The 21,987-nt window shown below is 47.6% G+C and carries 11 protein-coding genes; 5 read left to right on the forward strand and 6 right to left on the reverse strand.

What is annotated here, in order from left to right; genetic code table 11:
- Nucleotide 1 precedes the first annotated feature (1 nt).
- Nucleotides 2-1,480 (forward strand): glutamate synthase subunit beta, encoded by a 1,479-nt coding sequence (locus tag ADIS_RS19895; RefSeq protein ID WP_010856513.1) that lies wholly within the window; start codon nt 2-4, stop codon nt 1,478-1,480.
- A gap of 190 nt (nt 1,481-1,670) precedes the next feature.
- Here ADIS_RS19895 and ADIS_RS19900 read toward each other — a convergent pair whose 3' ends face one another.
- From ADIS_RS19900 to ADIS_RS19920, 5 genes are all read right to left on the reverse strand, one after another.
- Nucleotides 1,671-5,498, reverse strand: coding sequence for a DUF7149 domain-containing protein (locus tag ADIS_RS19900; RefSeq protein ID WP_010856514.1), 3,828 nt, complete (start codon nt 5,496-5,498; stop codon nt 1,671-1,673).
- Between the two features lie 310 nt (nt 5,499-5,808).
- Nucleotides 5,809-6,405 (reverse strand): RidA family protein, encoded by a 597-nt coding sequence (locus ADIS_RS19905; protein ID WP_010856515.1) that lies wholly within the window; start codon nt 6,403-6,405, stop codon nt 5,809-5,811.
- A gap of 85 nt (nt 6,406-6,490) precedes the next feature.
- Complete coding sequence (locus ADIS_RS19910) at nt 6,491-8,098, reverse strand: aminotransferase class V-fold PLP-dependent enzyme (protein ID WP_010856516.1); 1,608 nt, start codon at nt 8,096-8,098, stop codon at nt 6,491-6,493.
- A gap of 1 nt (nt 8,099) precedes the next feature.
- The gene (locus ADIS_RS19915) at nt 8,100-9,350 is read right to left on the reverse strand and encodes an amidohydrolase/deacetylase family metallohydrolase (RefSeq protein ID WP_010856517.1); all 1,251 of its coding nucleotides are present in this window, start codon (nt 9,348-9,350) and stop codon (nt 8,100-8,102) included.
- 20 nt (nt 9,351-9,370) lie between these two features.
- Nucleotides 9,371-10,669 carry an amidohydrolase/deacetylase family metallohydrolase gene (locus ADIS_RS19920; RefSeq protein ID WP_010856518.1) on the reverse strand — a complete coding sequence of 433 codons (1,299 nt, stop codon included), beginning with the start codon at nt 10,667-10,669 and terminating at the stop codon, nt 9,371-9,373.
- Nucleotides 10,670-11,052: 383 nt separating this feature from the next.
- On the opposite strand from ADIS_RS19920, the gene ADIS_RS19925 reads away from it, so the two are divergent.
- The 4 genes from ADIS_RS19925 (at nt 11,053) to ADIS_RS19940 (ending at nt 20,904) form a co-directional block, all read left to right on the forward strand.
- Complete coding sequence (locus ADIS_RS19925) at nt 11,053-12,324, forward strand: Nramp family divalent metal transporter (RefSeq protein WP_010856519.1); 1,272 nt, start codon at nt 11,053-11,055, stop codon at nt 12,322-12,324.
- A gap of 491 nt (nt 12,325-12,815) precedes the next feature.
- Nucleotides 12,816-15,872 carry a SusC/RagA family TonB-linked outer membrane protein gene (locus ADIS_RS19930; protein ID WP_010856521.1) on the forward strand — a complete coding sequence of 1,019 codons (3,057 nt, stop codon included), beginning with the start codon at nt 12,816-12,818 and terminating at the stop codon, nt 15,870-15,872.
- A gap of 12 nt (nt 15,873-15,884) precedes the next feature.
- Complete coding sequence (locus tag ADIS_RS19935) at nt 15,885-17,504, forward strand: SusD/RagB family nutrient-binding outer membrane lipoprotein (protein WP_010856522.1); 1,620 nt, start codon at nt 15,885-15,887, stop codon at nt 17,502-17,504.
- Between the two features lie 91 nt (nt 17,505-17,595).
- Nucleotides 17,596-20,904: a VCBS repeat-containing protein gene (locus ADIS_RS19940; protein WP_035807135.1), complete on the forward strand. Its 3,309-nt coding sequence runs from the start codon at nt 17,596-17,598 to the stop codon at nt 20,902-20,904.
- Here ADIS_RS19940 and ADIS_RS19945 read toward each other — a convergent pair.
- Complete coding sequence (locus tag ADIS_RS19945) at nt 20,901-21,983, reverse strand: bile acid:sodium symporter family protein (RefSeq protein WP_010856524.1); 1,083 nt, start codon at nt 21,981-21,983, stop codon at nt 20,901-20,903. The two genes, ADIS_RS19940 and ADIS_RS19945, sit on opposite strands and share 4 nt — an antisense overlap.
- Between the last annotated feature and the right edge of the window lie 4 nt (nt 21,984-21,987).

Below are 21,987 nucleotides of genomic sequence, written 5' to 3' on the forward strand. Positions count from 1 at the left end.
TATGGCGGATAAAGAAGGGTTCTTGAAGTACCGTCGGGAATTGCCTAAGTCCCGGCCACCCAAAGATAGGATTAACGATTACAAAGAAATATACCAGCCATTGGATCCCAAGGTCTTAAATCAGCAGGCCGCCAGGTGCATGGATTGTGGAATCCCGTTTTGTCACAACGGATGTCCGCTGGGAAATGTGATCCCCGAATTTAACGACGCGGTGTACCACAACGAATGGGAGTTGGCTTTTCAGATTCTGAAGAGCACCAACAATTTTCCCGAGTTTACCGGCAGGATATGTCCGGCCCCTTGTGAGGCAAGTTGCGTTTTGGGGATCAATAAGGATCCGGTAGCCATCGAGCTGATCGAGAAGAACATTGCGGAGAAGGCCTATGAGTTGGGTATTGCAAAGCCGAGGATTCCAGAGGAGCGTACCGGAAAGAAAGTTGCCGTAATCGGTTCTGGTCCTGCCGGCTTGGCTGCTGCCGACCAGCTGAATCAAGCAGGTCATGAGGTGACGGTTTTTGAGAAGGATAAACAAGTAGGAGGGCTCTTGCGATATGGTATTCCGGATTTTAAGTTGGAAAAGTGGGTGATCGACCGCCGGGTTGAAATCATGAAGGAAGAGGGGCTCATTATTAGCACCGACACCGAGGTTGGCTTTAATATCAAAGCTGAGAATATCCTGGCAAACTACGACGCGGTGGTCTTGGCTACCGGCGCACAAATGCCAAGGGATCTTCCCATCGATGGCAGGGACGCCAAAGGCGTTTACTTTGCGATGGAATTTCTGGGCAAGCAAAATCAGGTGATCGCCGGAGAGATCTCAGAGAATCCGATCAATGCGGCAGGCAAGCACGTACTCGTCATCGGTGGCGGTGACACGGGATCGGACTGTATAGGAACATCTAACCGTCACGGTGCCGCGTCCATTACGCAGCTGGAACTGTTGCCCAAACCCCCATCCGCCAGGACGGAGTTAAATCCATGGCCGGAATGGCCGATGACCTTACGTACTTCCAGTTCCCACGAAGAGGGAGCGGAGCGATTTTGGTCGGTGCTGACGAAGGCTTTCACCAAGAACGAAAAAGGAGAAGTTACCGGCTTGCAGATTGTGGAGATAGAGTGGAAGGAAGAAGGCGGACGGATGAAGTTTGTAGAGATTCCTGGTACGGAACGTGTTCTTCCCTGTGACCTGGCATTTTTGGCCATTGGTTACCTAGGGCCAAAAACAGGGTTGCTGGAGGCCTTTGAAGTGGACCTGCAGGCGAATTCCTTACCGAAATCGAACAACTATAAAAGCAACGTTCCCGGCGTCTTTTTGGCCGGAGATATGCGCCGTGGCCAGTCCCTTGTGGTATGGGCTATTGCGGAGGGCAGGGAATGTGCCGTGGAGGTGGATAAATACCTCAATGGGGGTGTATCTTCCCTGCCTAGGCGTGATCAGTCCTTTTACTCTTATGAAAGCGATGCGGAGATGTCTGTATGATTCTTGTAAAAAGACCAAACGAAGAGGCTGTCCGAATAGGGCGGCCTTTTTTGTCTTGCTTTGTTAGTTAAGTTTAAATTGAAACGTTCATCCTGGTTCTATTAACTAGATTTTCAGCACATACGCAAAAGCCTATGGTTCAAGGCTTCTGACAGTCGGTTTTATTTGGGTAATCTGTCAACACCTGCCATTAACTATCTTCCATAATCTTGATTTCTTCCTCAGTCAATCCATAAAGTCGATAGACCAACTTATCGATTTGGTTTTTTAAGGCTCCATCATAGGCTTCCATTTTGGTTGCCAATAACACCAGATCTTCCAATTCCTTTGATTCCAAGTTAGAAGGCATAGGTATGTTTTTTATATACCTGGATTCAAAACTTAGCCATCCACCACGCATCTGCGTCGAGGTCAATTTCATAAACCATTCTGTCACACTGGAATTAAGAATACCCAATAGAAAATAACTGGACACCCCTTCTTTTGGGACTATCCCATATCCTCCGGCAGCACCGCCGGTAAACATGAACCTGCCGTTTTGGTCGTAACTAAACCGAGGACTTGGCGCAATATCTGGAGTAAATATCTTTGGATACTTAACTATGTCAATTGCTTGACTCCTTCCATATTGATGCCATGATTCTCCTTTAAATCTTTGATTTTCTCTGTTTTCCAAGAACTCTTTATTTTGTTTTAGATAGGTAAAAATATTCGGTGCAGCTTTTTCAAGATTATCCAATTCAACCAGTTTCCCATCTTGGTAAGGGAAAAGAATCAGCAGTTCCGTTTCGCTGATTCGAAAAGGCCTACTGTTGCCGCCTTTTATCAACGGGAAAAGAAACGTTTTTTCCAATTCAAATTCTTGGTTCCAAGCGTCTGAGTAGACTTTATAGGTTGTTTCCGTTTCTTCCAGTTTTTTTACGATATAGATCTTATCCGCACTTGTTTTCAGTCCCTGAAAAATTCGATCCGCTATCGATTCCAAGGTTAATCCAGATCGTTTAAGGGAATTCATCACCTGCAATTCTTGACTGCCTAAAAATTCCCAAGGTTCCGATCCCAGTGAAGCATAGCTTGTTTTATCAAATAATGATTCTTCTATTGATAGAACTTCATGTGGCGTAGGCCAATTCAAAAACGCTACCCCGTCATTCTTCCCTTTGGTCATGAAAAATATACCCGTGTAAGTGGTTGCATCCTCAAAAACCTGAGAAGATCCAAAATGAACGATTTTGGTAGGGAAGGTATTTTTTCTTAGGAATTCCCTGATAGGGACTCCATAGTTGGCATTCAGAAATTTGTGAGGCATAATATAGGCAAGTTGCCCCCTCGTTTTAAGCAATTTATAACCCAACTCAATGAATGGAATATAAATATCATAGTTTCCTTTGCCTGTTGATTCATAAGCCTTGTTTAGGTAACTGACAATATCCTGTTCGGAATTCATCAAATCCTGTATCCGTATATAGGGAGGATTCCCAATTACCAAATCAAATCCTTCAAAGGTTCCGTCATCGTTCAAAACCTCCGGAAACTCAAATCGCCACTCAAAAGATTCGTTGTAGACCTTACTTTCTTTTATTTCGTCGATTTTTTTGGACAGTGTTTCAATTTCACTTTCCAGCTTCTTTTGTTCCTGTTGGCGTTTTTTTTCTATCTTGTTATTGCCATAGTCGTTTGCTGGCTCAAATAAAAAGGTACCGGTAAATCGGTGATAAAGTTCACTGGCTAACTTATCCAACCGCTTCTTCAACGGATTATTCATCGTGATGGTAGCCGAAAACCCCTGCTTAATCTCCAATATCAACCGCTCCATTTCCCGCTTTTCCTCCTTATTCTGAGCATTCCGGTAAGTAGTCACCGCCATGCGGTAGCTGTCTATGGAGTATCTACTTTTCCTCAGCGCCTCACTCAGATCCGCATCGATAGCAAACCGGCTTACCAGCGAATTGCCACATTTGATATTGATATCGATGTTGGGAAGGGTTTCCAGCTCTGTGGAGTTCTTGTAACAGGCATTTTTCAGCAACTCAATCCACAGCCGCAACCGGCATATCTTCACCGAATTGGGATTGATGTCTACTCCAAAAAGACAGTTCTCGATAATGGTTTGCTTTTCGTGGAACAGCGTTTCCTGTATGCGTTGGCTCTCCTTGTTATTGGGGTTATACTGGAATAGGATACCATCTTCGTCTGTCACGATTAGCTCATCGTTGACTACTTCCGCGGTATGGTAGCTCAGTGGTTCATAGTTGACATCGACAAGGATTCTCAACTCACTTTTAACCGCAATCAGTTCGTTCAGTACCGACACCAAAAAATGCCCCGAACCTACGGCCGGATCAATGATTCTGAGGCTGTTGATGATACTATTGGCCAGTTTCCGTAAGTCCTTTCTATTTCCGGCTCTTATTTCCTCTTGGAGATCTTCTTTGAGCTCTTCAAAGGACTTGCAGTTCCATCCTTTTGCTTCATTAAACTTTTGCACCACTGCCCTGCGAACGGTTTCCCGGGACATATACATGGTGACGAATCCGGGAGTAAAGATTGAACCCTCTTTGTAACCGTTGATTTTTTCGAATATCAATCCGAGTACCGAGGCATTGATAAGTGTTTTGTTTTCTTCCTGAATTTCCTCCCCACCCTCTGCACCGAAATCATAGGCGTCTAAAAATCGGAACAGATAGGCCAATGTTGGCATCTCCCCAGATAGCCTTTTGCCTCTTTCATCCTTGAGAACCGTCTGTGAAAAGATAAGAATTGACTTTTCGTTCCTCAGGTTGCTAATAAAAATCGTCGAATGCTCTATATGGGTAGGCTCAAATAGAGATGAATTCAGATAAGGTACTTTCACAAATGCCTTTTGAACATCTTCGTTTCGTACGTTATATTTCCGTGCTAAAACCTGAAAAAATAAGCTATTCAGATCGTCATAGCTTTTGATTTTGCCAAGGTTAAGGAACGAATACGATTTATCGCCTTTGTGATAGGTGATAAGTTGGGCCTCCAACAACTTCAAAAATAGAATCCTGTTTATCCATGTAATCGTAAGTTCAAGGGCCACACTGAATAGCCGTTCCTGCTGGGTAGTTCCAAACTGGGCTGGACGGTCCAAGCGGGCGATTTTATCCAGGCTGTCCAACTGTATGATGGTGTCTTCCAAAATACTGCCCGTATCTCTTTCTCCCTCCTTTTTTCTTCCGATCAGCCTTTTACCCCCTTCTTTGGTTTCTGTAAGACCGATAATGTGTAGAAACTCGCTGTAAAAGCGTTTGTCTAGGCTGTTGCTGTCGTTTGTAAAAGGAAGTTTAAGCAGGTGCTCCGGCGACAATAATTTGAACAATGAAATGAGTGTGGAATCGTCCGCGTTATCGGCATTGCGTAACGGTTTTTGAAAATCCTGAATATTGAAGTGGGTAAATTCTATTTCAGCGGTTATGTTGGCAATAAAGGGTTTGGCGATTTCTTTGTAGAAAAAGTCGGTTTTGGTATCAGCCAACCGTCCGCCTTCAAAATCGTTGAATTGCTTCACAAGAGGCTTGTTTTGGGCAAAAAGTCTGTCGAATAGCGTAGCGTCGAAAATAAACCATTCATTGATATTGGTTATAATTAGGTGTTTTACCTCTAGGTTGTTGTGGGTAATCCTTTCCCTTAAGTAGTAAAGCACAAGTTCCTGGAACGCTTTGACGTTCAGCCTTTCTGACGTTACCATTTCGCCTTTATTGGTCGGCTTTTTGGTTTCGAGAATGACTCCTACGGTGGAGTTTGCGTGTTGGCCATTATGGATGACAAGGTCGTTCCTGCCTTTGGTATTGATAAAATGGTTGCGCTTGTAGTACGTGTGTTTGAGAAAGTCAGAAACAAGATTTTTATGAAACTCCTCGCTTTCCGTGTCATTCGTCCGGTCGAGCAAAGTAATAAGATTGGTTTTGAAACCCTCAATTTCGGCCCGGTTTGGCTTTACTTTTAAAAAGGCCTTGTTTAATGCCTTCCTAGGTTTCAAAACTTTTAACTCCATCTACTTTTAAAAATTTTTATTTGTTCGATTAAGATACGTTTTTCACTTGGAAGGGAAAAAGCGTATTGGAGAAAAAATCGGATTTTTAGTGTTTTGGGCTATGAGAATTCGGCAAAAATGCAGCTCCCACGCATGTTCCCGAAACCAAGGGCGCATTCCACGCGGGAGCTTGCACAGTATCGCAACTGGGTATGGATTCCGCTTTAATCTTTTATTTTAAACTAAATTTTACAGTCGTATTCCTTTTCTGTAATGATTTAGTCGAACCCGTGTGGCGTTTATTTTTATTCCCAGGCTGCCTAACCAAGTCTCAGTCTTCGACCTCTACGATCATGTCTATCTCAACAGCAATGTTGTTCGGGAGGGAACTCATTCCGATCGCTGCCCTCGCATGTTTTCCTTTTTCTCCAAACACCTCGACCATCAGGTCTGAGAACCCATTGATTACCTGAGAGTGGTTTTTGAACTCCGCCGTAGCATTTACCATGCCCTGCGCACGAACGATACTTTTTACTTTATTCAGATCGCCAATTTCCGCCTTTAGGGAGGAAAGAAGCGAAATCCCCGTAAATCGTGCAGCTTCATATCCCGCTTCCAACTCCAGGTCCTCGCCCAATCGTCCGATTACCTGCCCTCCCTCGGGCCTATCGGGGCCGTGCCCTGCCAGGTATACCAAATTTCCGGATCGTTTCGCTTTCAGGTAATTGGCAGTAGGCGCGTTGGGCATGATGAGGGTAATCCCTAGTTTTTTTAGGTTGGCTTCGGCATCCACCCCATCGTTGATGGCAATGGGGGGCTTTTGACCATTGGTTTCCGTTTTTTCCGAGCTGCACGCTGTGGCTAGCAGCATCGGTACAAGCAGCGATAACAATACTTTCTGCATCGTGACCTTCGTAGTTAGTTTCAAGTTGAACTTGTTTTAGGATTCTTTAAAATGGAAAGTTACCCCAACTCCCGGCATTTTGCAAGTACCGGGCGGTCGGGTAGGAGTATTAGGTCGCCAACGGAGGCCCGTCAGGGATCAGAATCGTTCTCCTAGGTGCCTGATAGTCTTGTCGGGTGGCAGTAAACTTGGCGTTTTGGTATTCACCCAAGTGAATATTGCCTGAAAGTGTGTTTCCTTCTAAGGTACCGGAAAACATAAAGGGAACACTTTTCCCAGGCTCTCGGTAGGTAGAGTAAAGTTTAACGAAATTTCCCTCCATGGTGCCGATGATATCCTGGGCAGCGAAGTCACTCTCGTGTCTTCCTGCCAGCCAATTTTCATCCTGCTCCAAAAACCACTTATGGCTGGTTTGGCTGCTGCTGTATTGGATCACCACGGTCCACCTGCCTGCCATACTGCCTGCCGGTGCTGCCATGGCCTTTTTCGGGGTTCTTTTTTGCTTCAGCATTTCTTGGATTCGATTTGCTACGATCGGCACCTCCGAGGCTATCATTTGGCTGGGTGTTACGGTGATCAAGGTACTGTTTTCTCCATTGTCTCTACCTCCCACCGCGATGCGAGGCTTGTTTCTTCCCAAAAATTCGGCCAACTCGGGGCCCGTGATATGCAGGGCTGCGGGATCCCATTGGATGTGTAGCGTAGGGGCCCGGTTGTTCAGGTCATAGGGCTCCTGAATTTGGGTGGTGACCCCTTTTACCTTGGTTGCAGCTTCGGCTATTTGGCCTAGCCATTTCATCCAATTATCCCATTCCTGGGGATGATTTCGAGTGGTCCATGCTTCCACTGCCGCAAGCATACCCATCATTTCCTCCTTTCCTACCTTATTGTCTCTGCCGGGACCGTGGTGTGGCGAAGAGGCCTGCCAGGCCGATTGAAGTATATCCTTTTGGCCAAGCAGCAGTCCGGCGCATTGTGGGCCGCAGATAGCTTTCCCCCCGCTATAAGCTACCAGGGTGGCTCCACGTGCGAAGTGTACAACCGGTATGGTTAGGTCCTCTGCCGCAGCGTCTACCAATACGGGTATATTTTTTGGTTTTGCTATTCGGGCTATATTTTCCAGCGAAAGGGGTTGCCCCTCAGCAGATGCCCGGCTGGTGGTGATATATATCATGGCCGTACGGGGATTGATGGCCTGCTCCAGCTCTTCGGGCGTATTCACCTCGATAATGGTCACCCCTACGTTTCGAATAGCCGCATCATAGACATTTCTCGAATGACGAGGGATAATTACTTCGTTTTTTGGAACATCCTTCAGGAAGGGAACCTTCATCAGAATCTCGGGATTGCCGCCGGTTACACAGGCCACGGTAGCGTGTTTCATGGCAGCCGCACAGCCCGCTGTGATGATGCCCCACTCGGCTTTGGTGATATCTGCGAGGCGTTGCCCTATGCCCGCAGCTAGTTCATCGTACTGGATGAAGTTGCCGGCCGCAGCTTTCATGGCATCCAGCACTTCCGGCCTTTCCCGCGATCCCCCAATGATGGTAAAGGTGCCCCGGCAGTTGATGATCGTGTCTACTCCTATGGATCCATAGATGTCTCCATTTGCTTGAAGGGGACCTGTTTGCCCTTGGTCCTTGGCCTCTGCCATAGCCAGGAAGCTGCCGCCTATCGGCAACATAGCCAACCCCTTGATTACTTCTCTTCTATCCATTTTACTTAACTTTTTTAAAAGGTGTTGCCGAGATTCCGTTCAAATCATAAACTACCCGGCCTGCCCGAATCGTAAGTTCGGGCTCTATCATTTGGTTTCCTGTTATGCTCATTCCTGCGGAGTCTACAAATCCAAAGCTGCCGCTCCGAATGGAAAGCAGTGTCAAATCAGCCACCGCCCCCTCGCTAAGGTGACCCAAATCTTCCCGTTTCAATGCTTTGGCGGTTCCCCAAGTGGCTTTTTCCAGTACCTCTTCCAGATCCAAGCCCAAGGCAAGGAATTTGGACAGCACATTCGCGAAATTTTTCATGCCTGAGTTCATACTGAACCGGTGCAAATCGGTGCCAAAGGTGTCCGGAGTCAACCCTTGCTGAATAGCCGGTACCGCTTGGTCAAACCAAAACCCCGCTCCTCCATGGCTCAGGTCAAAGAGCACCCCGCGCTTTCTTGCCTCGATCACCGCAGGCAGCAAGTTGCCGTTTTGATCGATGATAGGCTCGCGGTCTCTGATATGCTCGTACGTATGGGTGAGCAGGTCGCCCGGGCGCATACGCCTCAGCTGCTCCTTTAAACTGTACTCCGGAAGGTGACATTCTACCAACAAAGGACGATTGGAGAGTGCAGCTGCCTCTACGGCAAGATCAAAGGGTTGCCAGCTTTCTCCTTCGTAGTGGCCGATTTTTACGCCTACCATCAGGTCGGGGTATTTTTGGATCATGTTAAAGGTCATTTCCGGGTTCATGTCCTGGATGTCCTGCTGATAGGGATCCCCGCTCATCCCGCCTCCGGCGATGTTCAGGAAGGCCAAAACCCTTGTTTGGGCGACATCGATGACCGTAGACTTGAAATGCTCAAAGTTTCGCCAACCCGAGGTTCCTGCATCTACGACGGTGGTTACGCCTGAGCGGAAGGAGAAGGCATCCGGGAACACGCTCGATGACCCCCCTGCAAATACGCGGGGTTTTTCTCCGACAAATACATGCGTATGGGGATCAATGAATCCCGGGCTAATCCACATTCCGCCCGCATCGATGACTTTGTTCCCTTCCGTTGCGGGAATGTGGGATGCGACTTTGGCAATTTTACCCTTCAGGATGGCTATCTCCATGGGCTGATTGATGCCGTTTTTCGCATCAAATAAATGTCCGTTTTTAATTACCAGGTCGTAGGACTGCGCCCATACGGAATGGGAACCTGTGATCAAGAGAAAACAGCCTATTAAAAGCACCCAAATACCTGGAATATATCTCATCGACGGATTATAGCTTCGGGTTATTTTTTACCAAGTTCTGTTTGCCAGTAGGGGGCGCTGATTCCGTTGAGGTCCCAAACGATCCGCCCCGCCCGTAGGGTCAGCTCGGCTTCGAGGCGTTTCGAGCCGTCTATTTTCATTCGCCTGATGTCCATGTAGCCAAAATTGCCCTCTCTCAGGCTAAAGACTGCTACGTCGGCTTCGACCCCTACGTCCAGATTGCCCAGTTCGGGTCTAGATATCACCTGTGCAGGCCTCCAGGTAGAGCGGTAAATGACGTCTTGGAGGGACATGCCCATGGCCATAAACTTGGATAGCAGGTTGCACATGTCTTTGAATGCACCGTTCATACTGTCCTTGTGCAGGTCGGAACTGATGACATCGGGCAGAAAGCCCTGTTGTAGGGAAGGGATTGCTTGCCGAAAGGAAAAAGCACCGCCTCCATGTCCTACGTCAAACACGATGCCCCGTTTTTGGGCCTCGAAGATAAAGGGTTTTACCTTTAAGTCTTCATCCACCACCGTCTCTCGATTGGCAGGTCCATAAGAATAGGTGTGGGTAAATATATCTCCCGGTCTCAGGTGCTTCATAAAGAGTGCTTCAATGGAATTGGGTGGCTGATGCTCACCAAAGTCGACCATCACAGGTACATTCGCCAGTTTTCCAGCTTCTACCGCTAGGTCCACCTGGGTAAAGTCCCCCCAATAGTGCGCTGATTTGATGCCAACCAGCAAATCAGGAAATAGCCTGGTGATCATATGGGAAGTCATGGTGGGATTCATATCCGAAACGTCCTGTTCTTCAAAACGCCCATACATCCCCGTGCCCACAATATTAAGAAATGCCAGGATACGGGTTTGGGATCGATCTATCGCCTGCTGTTTGAATTGCCTGAAATTTCGCCATCCCGAGGATCCTGCATCGACCACGGTGGTAACGCCAGACCGGAAGGTGAAGCCGTCCGGAGGGAGACTGGTATGTCCGTCGGCGATGTAGGAAAGCGGTTCGGTGCCGTGAAATACGTGCACGTGAAGATCTATAAGTCCGGGTGTGACGTAGAGCCCTGATACGTCGATTACCTGTTTTGCTTCCGAAGCAGGGATGTTGGGTGACACTAGGTGTATTTTGCGGTTGGCAATGGCCACATCCATCACCGCGTCGATGTTGTTTTTTGGGTCAATGACATGCCCGCCCTTGAGCAGAACATCGATCTCCTGAGCATAGCTGGTAAAGCCCAGCAAACACACGAAGAGGAAGTAGGATAGTCTTTTTGTCACATTCCTGACATAGGCACCTGTGGTTTTGTTTTTTTGGTTCATGGGAAAGAAAGCTGTAAAAGGTGAATTATAGTCGGTATACGACCCAGCGGGATTGGGGCAATCAGTTGGGTTAGGTGATAATCGGAGGCCGGAATACTAGATCAGCCCTGAGTAGCGATTACCCTTATTTTTTTCGAATGATCCGATCAATCTAAGGTATTGCTTTTAAAGTGGCGAGAACCATGACATTTTTTGAATGCGGGATCAAATCCCTCCGCTTCCGATCTCCGAACTGTCAATTTAAATGAAATATTATTTAAAAATATATTTTTACCGTGTATTATTTTATAAGTTTATCGTGACTGGCTAAAAAGGTAAGCTGGAAGGTTAAATGAAGCGTCTTTAATTCCAGGTTGCTTTTCAAAATAGCCCACAAATAAGGTATGGATAGTAAGAATCAATCGCTCTTTGCCCGCATATGGCTTTGGATGCTGAGCATCGGTCCGGGCATTTTTTGTATCGGCTATACGGTTGGTACCGGCAGTGTGACCTCGATGGCCAAGGCAGGTAGCCAGTTTGGCATGGAGTTACTTTGGGTATTGGTATTGAGTTGTGTGTTCTCTTGGGCATTGATGGAGGCCTATGGTAGGTATGCAATTGTGACCGGCAACACTTCTATATACAGCTTTAGAACCCGGCTGAGGGGAGGTAACCTGATAGCCACCTTGGTCGTGGTGGGTATCGTGATCGCCCAGTGGAATTCGCTTTCCGGAATTCTGGGATTGAGTGCGAATGCAATTTACGAGGTGGCGGTTCTCTTTTTTCCCGACCTACCCGCCCAGAATTATTGGGCGGTCTTGGGGATTGCGGTTTTTCTGATCGTCGCGATGTATGGGTTTCTTTGGGTAGGCAAGTATTCCTTTTTTGAAAAGGTATTGGTGGTATTTGTGACGCTGATGGGGATTTCCTTTTTGATATCCATGTTTGTCGTACTGCCCGATCCCGTTGCGATAGTGCGTGGGTTGAAGCCCAGCATTCCCGAGGTTCCTGGAGGCAAGCTGCTGGTCGCTGCCTTTGTGGGAACAACCATGGCGGCACCTACCTTTGTGGTGCGGCCCTTGCTGATGAAAGGAAAGGGATGGGATGAACGCCATACGAAAGAACAGTCCAAGGATGCCTTGCTGTCTGCATCGCTAATGTTGGTCATCAACTTGGCCATCATGGCTGCAGCGGCTGGATCCTTGTTTGTGGAAGGCAAAACCATCGAAAAAGTTATGGATATGGTTTATACGCTCGAGCCCATAGCGGGAAAATTTGCGGTGGCCATCTTTATGACGGGAGCGCTTAGCGCGGGACTCTCCTCTATTTTTCCCATATTAATGGTGGCCCCTCTTTTGGTGGCAGATTACAAGGAAGGTGTCCTGGATACAGCATCTACGCGATTCAGGGTGTTGACGGGGGTGGCCTGCCTGGTAGGCTTGACGGTTCCGATCCTGGGAGCCAATCCAATATTGGCGCAAATACTGACTCAGGTAGCGGCGGTGTTTATTCTACCATTGGTGATAGCTTGTATGCTTTACCTGATCAACCGAAAGGATTTGATGCAGGCACATAGAGCGGGCGTCTGGCTGAACACAGGTCTGATTGCTGCTTTGATCTTTTCACTTGTCATCTCGTTTACCGCCTATTTGGCATTGAGCGAAATGATTTTATAAACGGGATAAATCCAATCTGTATGGTTTTTCGGTGCGTGGGCCACTAGATTTTCTATAAAAATATTTATAGTTAAATAAAATTTTTTAGAGGCAAAATCCGATGAAAGACCTAAAAAAGGAGGGGTATCGTAGAAAAAAATTCTATTTTTCTAAGTATGTATTCCATAAAAGTTGGTATTCCAAAAATAGATGGCAGCAGTAGCCTTCTGTTGAACAGACCAGCTAATTGGAATTATTTTTTATTCTTCGTAATATTCAACTGAAATTTGCCGGAGCCACCCAAACCTATACCTAACCAATTCCTGTGTCCTAAAGGATTTTCCATTCTTGAGATAATCCAACGATATGTTTGACAGTAAGCTTTTTTGTGAAGTTTGCAAGGTTGAGTGTATTCGTTGATTTATCAATCGGAGCGTAAGGGATCGGTAAGGTTACCGTAGGAAGTATCGGGCTTGTTTTCATTAAATCATTTACTTTAATCAATTATCCTTATGAAAAAAAGTTTACTCGCTTTTCTTTTCTTGATATGCACAGGCATGTATGCCTTTGCGCAGGAAAGAACAGTCACCGGTACGGTGACTGACGCCGACGCAGCTGCACCCTTGCCGGGTGTAAGTGTTCTTGTCAAAGGAACAAATACGGGTACCATTACCGACATCGACGGTAAGTACAGTATTAATGTTCCCGCTTCTGGAACTACGCTTGTGTTCTCTTATTTGGGCTATTCCCGTCAGGAAATGGTCATCGGTAATTCCAATGTGATCAATGTAGGACTTAAGGCTGAAGAGACCGCTCTTGGTGAGGTGGTTGTAACCGCCTTTGGTTTGGAGAGAGAGAAAAAGGCATTGACCTACACCGTACAGGATGTAGGTACCCGTGAGCTTACCGAGGCAAGGGAACTGAACGTAATGAACTCCCTATCAGGTAAAGTGGCCGGCTTATCGATCAACCGTTCCGGATCCGGTGTTGGGTCTCCTACCCGCGTAATCTTGAGAGGTAACCGTTCCATTAGCGGTGACTCACAGCCTCTTTATATCGTGGATGGTGTACCTGCAAGGGGAATCGAAAACCTAAACCCCGACGATATTGAGAGCATCAACGTATTGAAGGGGCCAAACGCAGCCGCTCTTTATGGTAGCCGTGCAAACAACGGTGCGATTGTGGTTAACACCAAGCGTGGAAAGCAAGGCTTTGCTGTTAACTTCAACTCCAGCATCATGTTTGACGATCCTATCCTGATGACGAACTATCAAAACATTTACGGTCAGGGTTCAGGAGGCGTGTATTCACCTGCTTCTGAGTTTTCTTGGGGTCCCCGTATGGATGGTTCCCAAGTAGCGCAATGGTCTAGAGTTGAGGGTAAAGCTGGAACTACTTATCCTTTTTCCCCTCAGCCTAACAACGTTAGGGATTTCTTTCAGACCGGACATAACCGGGCTTATACCTTATCGGTGACCGGTGGCGGAGAAAAGAACCAAACCTACTTCTCCTATACCTTTGCCGATGCAGCAGGTGTGGTTCCCGGTAACGAGTTGAAGCGTCACAGCATCAACCTTCGGTTGACCAATAAGCTGACTGATAAATTGACCTTGGATTCAAAGTTAAATTACATCCGTCAGGACATCGATCAGTTGCTTAGACAAGGGGAGAATTTTGCCAATCCAATCCGAAATGCCTATCGTATCCCACGAAACATCAGGACCGAGGATCTTTCCCAGTTCGAATATACTAATGCCGCGGGATTGCTGAGACAAAACTATTTCAACCCCGGTTCAAACGGCGGTATGAACCCCTACTGGACGGTAAACAGAAACTTGTTCAATAACACATTGGATAGGTTGATCGGCTTGACTTCCCTAAGTTATGAGATTACGGAAGGATTATCTGTTATGGGCAGGGTAGCATTGGACCGCTCATTCACTACGGATAGTGAGTCAATTTACAATGATACGTACATCATTGCTCAGGACGGTAGGTTTGGAGTCGGGTTTGGTCAGGTTATGGAAATTAATACTGACTTCCTGATTTCGTATGAGAAGAGCATCAATCAGGATTGGAGTTTTAACGTGAATGTGGGTGGTAACGCCCGTAAGGACCGGAATACCAATTTGAGCTCCAACACAGGCCCCAACCTAGTGGTGCCTAATTTCTTTGCCTTGAGCAACACACAATTGGTGGCGTCAACGTACGGCGTGGGTGCCCCCAGAGATGTCAACTCCTTGTTTGGATTCAGCCAGGTAGCATGGAAGAATGCGGTGTTCCTCGACATCACGGCTCGAAATGACTGGAGCTCAACCCTTCCTAGAACCAACTGGTCTTTCTTCTATCCATCCGTCGGATTGAATGCCGTTATCTCGGATTTGGTGGAATTGCCCAATTGGTTGACCTTTGCAAAAGTTCGTGGTAACTTTGCCGAAGTAGGTAACGATACCAATCCTTTCCAGCTTCAGCGTCAGGCATTTTTGGATCCAGGAGGGCGCGCAGGTTTCTTACGTTTGGATACTACCTTGCCGAATGCCAACTTGCTTCCTGAAACCACCCAATCCATCGAAGTAGGTGCTGACGTACGCTTATTCGACAATAAATTGGGAATTGACTTCACCTATTACAAGACCAACTCCTTCAATCAGCTATTTACAGTTGGACTTCCCGTTGGATCAGGAGCTTCCCAGTTTTTCACCAATGGTGGGGACGTGCAAAACCAAGGTATAGAGACGGTAATCACCTTAACACCGGTTAAGCGCTCTGACTTTGATTGGAGTATTACCGCAAACTTTGCAAGAAATATGTCTCTTGTAAATTCGATCAATGACCAGCGTCCACGTGTGCAAGTGGGTGGGGATTTCCTTCGGCAGTTCTTCGTAGAAGAAGGCGCGATGTTTGGTGAGGTGTATTCCAGAGGCTATCTTAGAGATGACCAAGGTCGGGTGATCATAGGTGCCAATGGTATCCCAAGAACTACGCCAGGTTTTACTGTACGTGTAGCGAACTATAACCCCATTTGGTTGGGAGGTATTCAAAACAGCTTCAAGTACAAAAACTTCAGAGCGAACTTCACCATTGACTTCCGTCAGGGTGGCTCCATCGCCTCTCTTACCAACGCGATCATCTATGCGGATGGGTTGACCGAGGAAACCTTGCAAGGTCGTGAAGGTGGCTTGATCTTCGGACAGAATTTCATGGCACACGAAACAGCGGTATTGGAAACCGGAGAACCCAACAATATCCCGATCACTGCCGAGCAATTCTGGGTGCAGATGGGTGGACGAAATGCTCCCATCGGTGAAGTATTCTCGGTATCAGCAACCAACGTAAGAATGCGTGAAGCAGTTATTGGATATAATATTCCCGCCAGCAAGCTCGAGAGACTGCCCATTCGCACTGCAAGTGTAAACTTCGTAGCCCGTAACCTGTTCTTCTTACTAAATAGAGCGGGTAACATCGATCCGGATGTAACCGTTGGTACTGGAACGGCTGCACAAGGGTTCGATTCCTTTGCACCGCCTACCGCTAGATCCTTTGGTTTCAACGTTAATCTTGGATTCTAAAATTTGAAAACTATGAAATTGATAAAAAACATACTCGGATTTTCGCTGGCAGCTGGCCTGTTCTTCGGCTGTACCGAAAATTTTGAAGAATTAAATACACGTCCGGACGTTATTCTTGCGGATAATCTAGACTTGGGTTTGTTGGGTCAGGCTTTTGCCAACGCCCAATGGAGAGCGATGTACGGTGTACCCGGAACGGCAGGTCCAGGTGGTTTTCAGTTGGCGCAGAGTTTGTTCGCTGATATTTACTCCCAGTATTTTGCCAATACAGCTACCAACTTCGATTCAGACAGGCACACCCAAGTAGGTGGTTGGTCCAACGGCGCTTGGAATTCCTTCTATCAACAGGCGGCACCGGTTATCAACTTCGTGGAGAGGTTTACCGCTGCCAATAACCTCCCATTGGAGAATGCCTTTGCCAAGGTTCTGAAGGTGTATGCGTACCACCGAATGACGGATTATTATGGTCCTATCATCTATTCCAATTTTGGAAATGGGGAGACGAGTGTGCCCTATGATACACAGGAGTCAATCTACAAGAACTTCTTCCAAGAGTTGGATGCAGCGGTTACCGTGCTAAAGGCAAATGCCGGAAGAACCGCGTTTTTGGCCCATGATCAGGTGTACGGAGGAAACGCCAATGATTGGCTTTTGTACGCAAATTCCCTTCGATTGAGATTGGCGATGAGGGTAAAATACGTAGAGCCTGCATTGGCCCGAGCGGAAGCTGAGAAGGCCATTACAGATGGGGTTATTACTACCAATGAAAAGAATGCTGCGGTAATGACAACTACCAACTCCCGTCACCCATACTGGACCATCACCAACTGGGGGGAATATCGTATGAGTGCACTTATGGAGAGTGTATTGAAAGGTTACAATGATCCCCGATTGGGCGTTTATTTCAGCCGTACTGATGACTTTGTTGCAGGTACATCGCCAAACGAGTATAAAGGTGTTAGGAATGGGTTGCCTCGTGCTGATTTGGATCAAGGAGCCCTAAACCGAGCCCACTCAGACATGGGTGTACGTTGGTTGAATGCAGGTCGCGGTGGTTTGGCCTTCGGCCCTCCATTTCGAATGATCAGTGCTGCGGAGGTTTTCTTCCTAAGGGCTGAAGGGGCTTTAGAAGGTTGGAACATGGGCGGCACTGCCAAAGATTTGTATGAAAAGGGAATTGAGATGTCCATGACTGAAAGCCGCATAGGAGCAACTCCGGCACAGGTGCAGGATTATATCGCCCGTACAAATACACCCGCTCCCGTTACGTATACCGCAAGGCCTGACTGGAACCTGCCTGCTTCATCAGATATTCCAGTAGCGTTCTTGACTGCTGGAACGAAGGAAAGGCAGCTTGAGCAAATCATTACCCAAAAATGGCTGGCATTGTATCCCGATGGATGGGAAGCATGGACCGAGTTAAGACGGACCAAATATCCAAAACCCTATCCTCGCGTGGCTTCTGACAACGTAGATGTTCCTCGGGATCGTGTGATGTCCCGACTGATCTTCGTTGAAGGTGAATACAACAATAACCGCGCAGCGGTGGAAGCTGCTGAGCAACTTCCAGAGCTAACTACTCGGGGTGGCAACAGAAACTCCACCAAGCTTTGGTGGGATGCGAAGCCTTAAATTTAGCCTCCTGAAACTATTTAGTTAATCAAAGTGCCGTCGATTGACGGCACTTTTTTATTTTAGTGCCCAAATGCGGTTCCAAATGCCTATGAAATCCTTCCTTCGCATCTCTTCCTTGATTCTACTAATTACACTGGTTAACGCCTGTAGCCAAGAGGATCCGGACGCGCTTTTTACCCAACTGTCCTCCAAGCAAACCGGCATCAGCTTTCGTAATCTGGTGCGGGAATCGGAGGAATTTAATGTACTTACCTATGGGTATTTTTACCAGGGAGGTGGCGTCGCCATTGGAGATATCAACAACGATGGACTCCCGGATATCTATTTTACGGGCAATATGATGGCCAGCAAACTATATCTTAACAAGGGCGATTTTGTTTTTGAAGACATCACCGAGTCGGCAGGCGTAGGAGCCGCGGGGCTTTGGAACACCGGTGTAACCATGGCAGATGTAAATGGGGACGGTCTGTTGGATATTTATATCTGCCGATCGGCTGCCAATGACCCCGAGCGAAGACGAAATGTGTTGCTGATCAACAACGGTAACCTCACCTTTACCGATAGGGCAAAGGAGTTTGGACTCGACGATCCCGGATACTCTACCCAGGCGACTTTTTTCGACTATGACAGGGATGGTGATTTGGACATGTTCTTGCTGAATCACTCCACACAAGAGTACGCCGGCTTTAGCCGTATCGATGCCAGCTTCAAAGAACGGGTGGGGGATTATTTGGGAGATAAGCTTTTCAGAAACGATGGAGGCAAGTTTGTGGACGTAACCCAAGAAAGCGGGATCATCAATAATGTGTTGGGCTTCGGGTTAGCCGTCACAGTCACGGATGTCAATGATGACGGCTGGCCGGACATCTACGTCAGCAACGACTACAATGAGGAGGATTACCTCTACATCAATCAGCAGGACGGAACCTTTAAGGAATCGGTAAGGGAATACCTTGGCCATGTGTCGCTTTTTTCCATGGGCGCAGACGCAGCAGATATCAATAACGATGGCTTGGTTGATATCCTATCCATGGATATGATGCCAGAGTTTACCTATAACCAAAAGACCATTCTGGGTCCTGAAAACTACGATAAATACAGGGAACTACTGGCCAAGGGATTTTTTCCACAAGCGATGCGTAATATGCTCCACCTGAACCAGGGTAATGGCTACTTCAGTGAAATTGGCCAGTACGCGGGAGTTGCGCAGACCGATTGGAGCTGGGCTACCTTGGTGGCAGATTTTGACAACGACGGTTGGAAGGATATTTTTGTGGCCAATGGATATGCCCGGAACTACTTGGATATGGATTTTTTGAACTATATGGTGAGTGAGCGCATACGTAGTACCCAAGGTGTCGGGAAGGAAAGTGCCCTCATCGAACTGATCGAGAAGATGCCGCCGATTTACGTGGAGAACTACCTATACCACAACAATCAGGACCTTACCTTCACCAATCGGGCAGCTGATTGGGGTCTAAAGGGTTTGACTGTTTCCAATGCGGCCGCCTATGCCGATCTGGATGGAGATGGGGACTTGGATCTGATCGTCTGCCATACCAATGATCCGGTGTCGGTATATAGAAATAACGCAGATCGTCTATACAATCGCAATTTTTTAAAGATCCGGTTTGAAGGAAACAACCAAAATACCAAGGGAATTGGTGCCATGGCGATAGGCTACGCTTCTGGGGCTATATTCAAACAAGAGCTGATGCCGGTGAGGGGGTATCAATCCGCGGTGGATCATGAATTGGTAATGGGCTTGGGAGAGATTGCGGAACTGGATAGTTTGACTGTGCTATGGCCCACCGGAGAAGTGGAGACCCTACGATCGGTGGTGCCAAACCAAACGCTCACGTTTAAGCAAGAAAATGCCCGTTTTGAGCAGCGGCAGGAAAGGAACCCCATTTTTTTGTTGGAGGAAATCTCAAATGGCCTGGGAATAGAATTCGGGCACAAGGAAAGTGAGATTTTGGAATTTACACAGGATAGGTTGATGCCAAATACCATGTCCTCTTTGGGGCCGAGGATCCGGGTTGCGGATGTGAATGGAGATGGTCTTGATGATGTATACCTCGGAGGCGGAAAGGGACAGCAGGGGGCATTGTACCTACAAATCCGATCTGGGGTATTTATCCAAACGGTTCAACCTGCTTTCGAGTTGGATTCGGCTTTTATTGACGTAGATGCCGCTTTTTTGGATGTGGACGGCGATGGGCACTTGGATCTGTACGTGGTCAGTGGGGGCACCGATTTTCCTGCGGGGGATTTGCGCTATCAGGATCGCCTGTATCTGAACAATGGTAACGGAACTTTTCGTAAATCCAGTGAACTCTTACCGATACCACCAGGCAGTGGTAGTGCAGTGGCTGTTGGCGATTTGGATGGTGACGGACTGGCAGACTTGGTAGTAGGCGGAAGGTACGTACCCGGGCGGTTCCCGCTTTCTCCCCAATCCTATCTTCTTCGTAATAGGGGCGATGGTACCTTTGAAGACATGACTGACCGCTTCGCTCCTGGCCTTTCCGAGGCGGGGATAACGTCCGATTTGCAGCTAGCAGACCTCAATGGCGATGGGCTTTTGGATCTCGTCCTTGTGGGGGAGTGGGCGGCGCCCAAGATCTATCTGAATGATGGGGGTAGGTCGCTCAAGCTTTATCAAGATAGCGGTGTTTCCGGTCTTTCGGGTTGGTGGCTCTCGGTGACGGTTGCCGATGTCAATGGTGACGGGCACCAGGATATCGTGCTTGGCAACTACGGTGAAAACAACGCATTTAAGCCTACCAGAGATCAGCCTATGAGGTTGATCTACAATGATTTCGACGGGAATGGTTCCATAGACCCCATTTTTACCTATTACATTGCGGATACCAGTGCTTTTGCCTTTAGCCGTGACGAGCTTGTGGGACAACTTCCGTTTTTAAAAGGAAGGTTTACCGATTACCGATCTTTTGCCAAGCGGGATATCAGCGGATTTTTTACGGCCAAGGAGATGGAAGGGGCAGACACGTTGGCTGCGGTGACCTTACGTTCGGTGGTGTTGTTGAACGACGGTAGCGCAACCTTTGAAGTAAGGGATTTGCCACGCGAGGCGCAATTTGCCCCACTCTATGCTGCTATAGTGATGGATGTGGATGGAGACGGTAGTATGGATCTGGTTTCTGGCGGCAACTTGTCCAAAACCCGTGTCAGTATGGGGCAACAGGATGCGAATCCAGGCTTTATCTTGCTGGGTGATGGACTGGGAGGTTTCCATACCCGAAGTCCCCGACTGGGTCAGCTGCCCATCCGGGGCAATATTCGGGACATTCGTGCGCTGAAAGTAGGCGGTAGGGATTATTTGCTATACGGGAGAAATAATGGAGCAACGGCGGTTTTTCGATTGAATCGCTAACTGGCAGGGGGACGTTTGTGCCAGTGGGATGCAAGGATCGATCCGGTAATGTTTTGCAATACACTGAAAATAGCGGGCGCCAGACCGACGGTCGCCAGTTTTCCCATTTCCTTCGCCAATCCTCCGGCCATTCCCCCGTTTTGGAGTCCAACTTCCAACGCGATGGTTCGACTATCTTTTTCCGATAGTCTAAATAGCCTTGCTGAATAGTATCCTAGGCTATAGCCTACCATATTGTGGAGAAGGATCCATACCGTGAGTGCGGTACCCAAAGCAAGGAAGTTGTCCCTGCCGGAGGCTGTAATCAATACGATCACCACGGCGATCACTGCCATGGAGGCTGTCGGCATTAGTTTCTGCACCCACACCGCCCGGTCACGCAGCAAATGATTAAACGCCAGCCCTCCCAGAACCGGGAAGATAACAAGTTTGAAAATCGTCCACATCATCTCTCCGACATGAATCGACACATACGCACCTGCGAGTGATTTCATCAAAAGGGGCGTAGTGAGTGGAGCGATAAGCGTGGAAACCGCGGTTAGGGTAATAGACAACGCCAGGTTTGCCTTGGCAAGGTAGCTGATTACATTGGAGGCTACCCCGCTTGGGGAACATCCCACCAAAATGATGCCTGCGGCAATTTCCGGAGGCATACCACTCCATTTGGCGATTAGAAAACCCGATAGCGGCATTAGGGTTAGTTGACACGCCAAACCTATCCCAACACCTTTGGGCATTTTCACGACCCCCGCAAAGTCCCGAAGGGTCATCGTTGACCCCATACCAAACATGATAAACTGCAGCATGGGGATTATGAGTTGATTAAGCTGGTATCCTCTGTACGAAACGAAGGGTTCCGGATACAATAAGGCTAGCGAAGCCGATGCCAGTATCATGACCGTGTATACGTATCCTCTCAGTTTTTCGTGTAGGTAGAAAGTGATCCCTAGGAATAGGAAGGAAACGATAAGTGTAGTGCCGGCATGTTCAATTGGTAGGCCGATTTGGGAAAAAATAGCTAGCAAAAATCCAAAAGCGGCTACTATAGAGAATCCGATAGTGTATGCTTTTTTATTCACAGCA

Origin of the sequence: Lunatimonas lonarensis, assembly GCF_000390185.1 — a bacterium.
Taxonomy (GTDB): domain Bacteria; phylum Bacteroidota; class Bacteroidia; order Cytophagales; family Cyclobacteriaceae; genus Lunatimonas; species Lunatimonas lonarensis.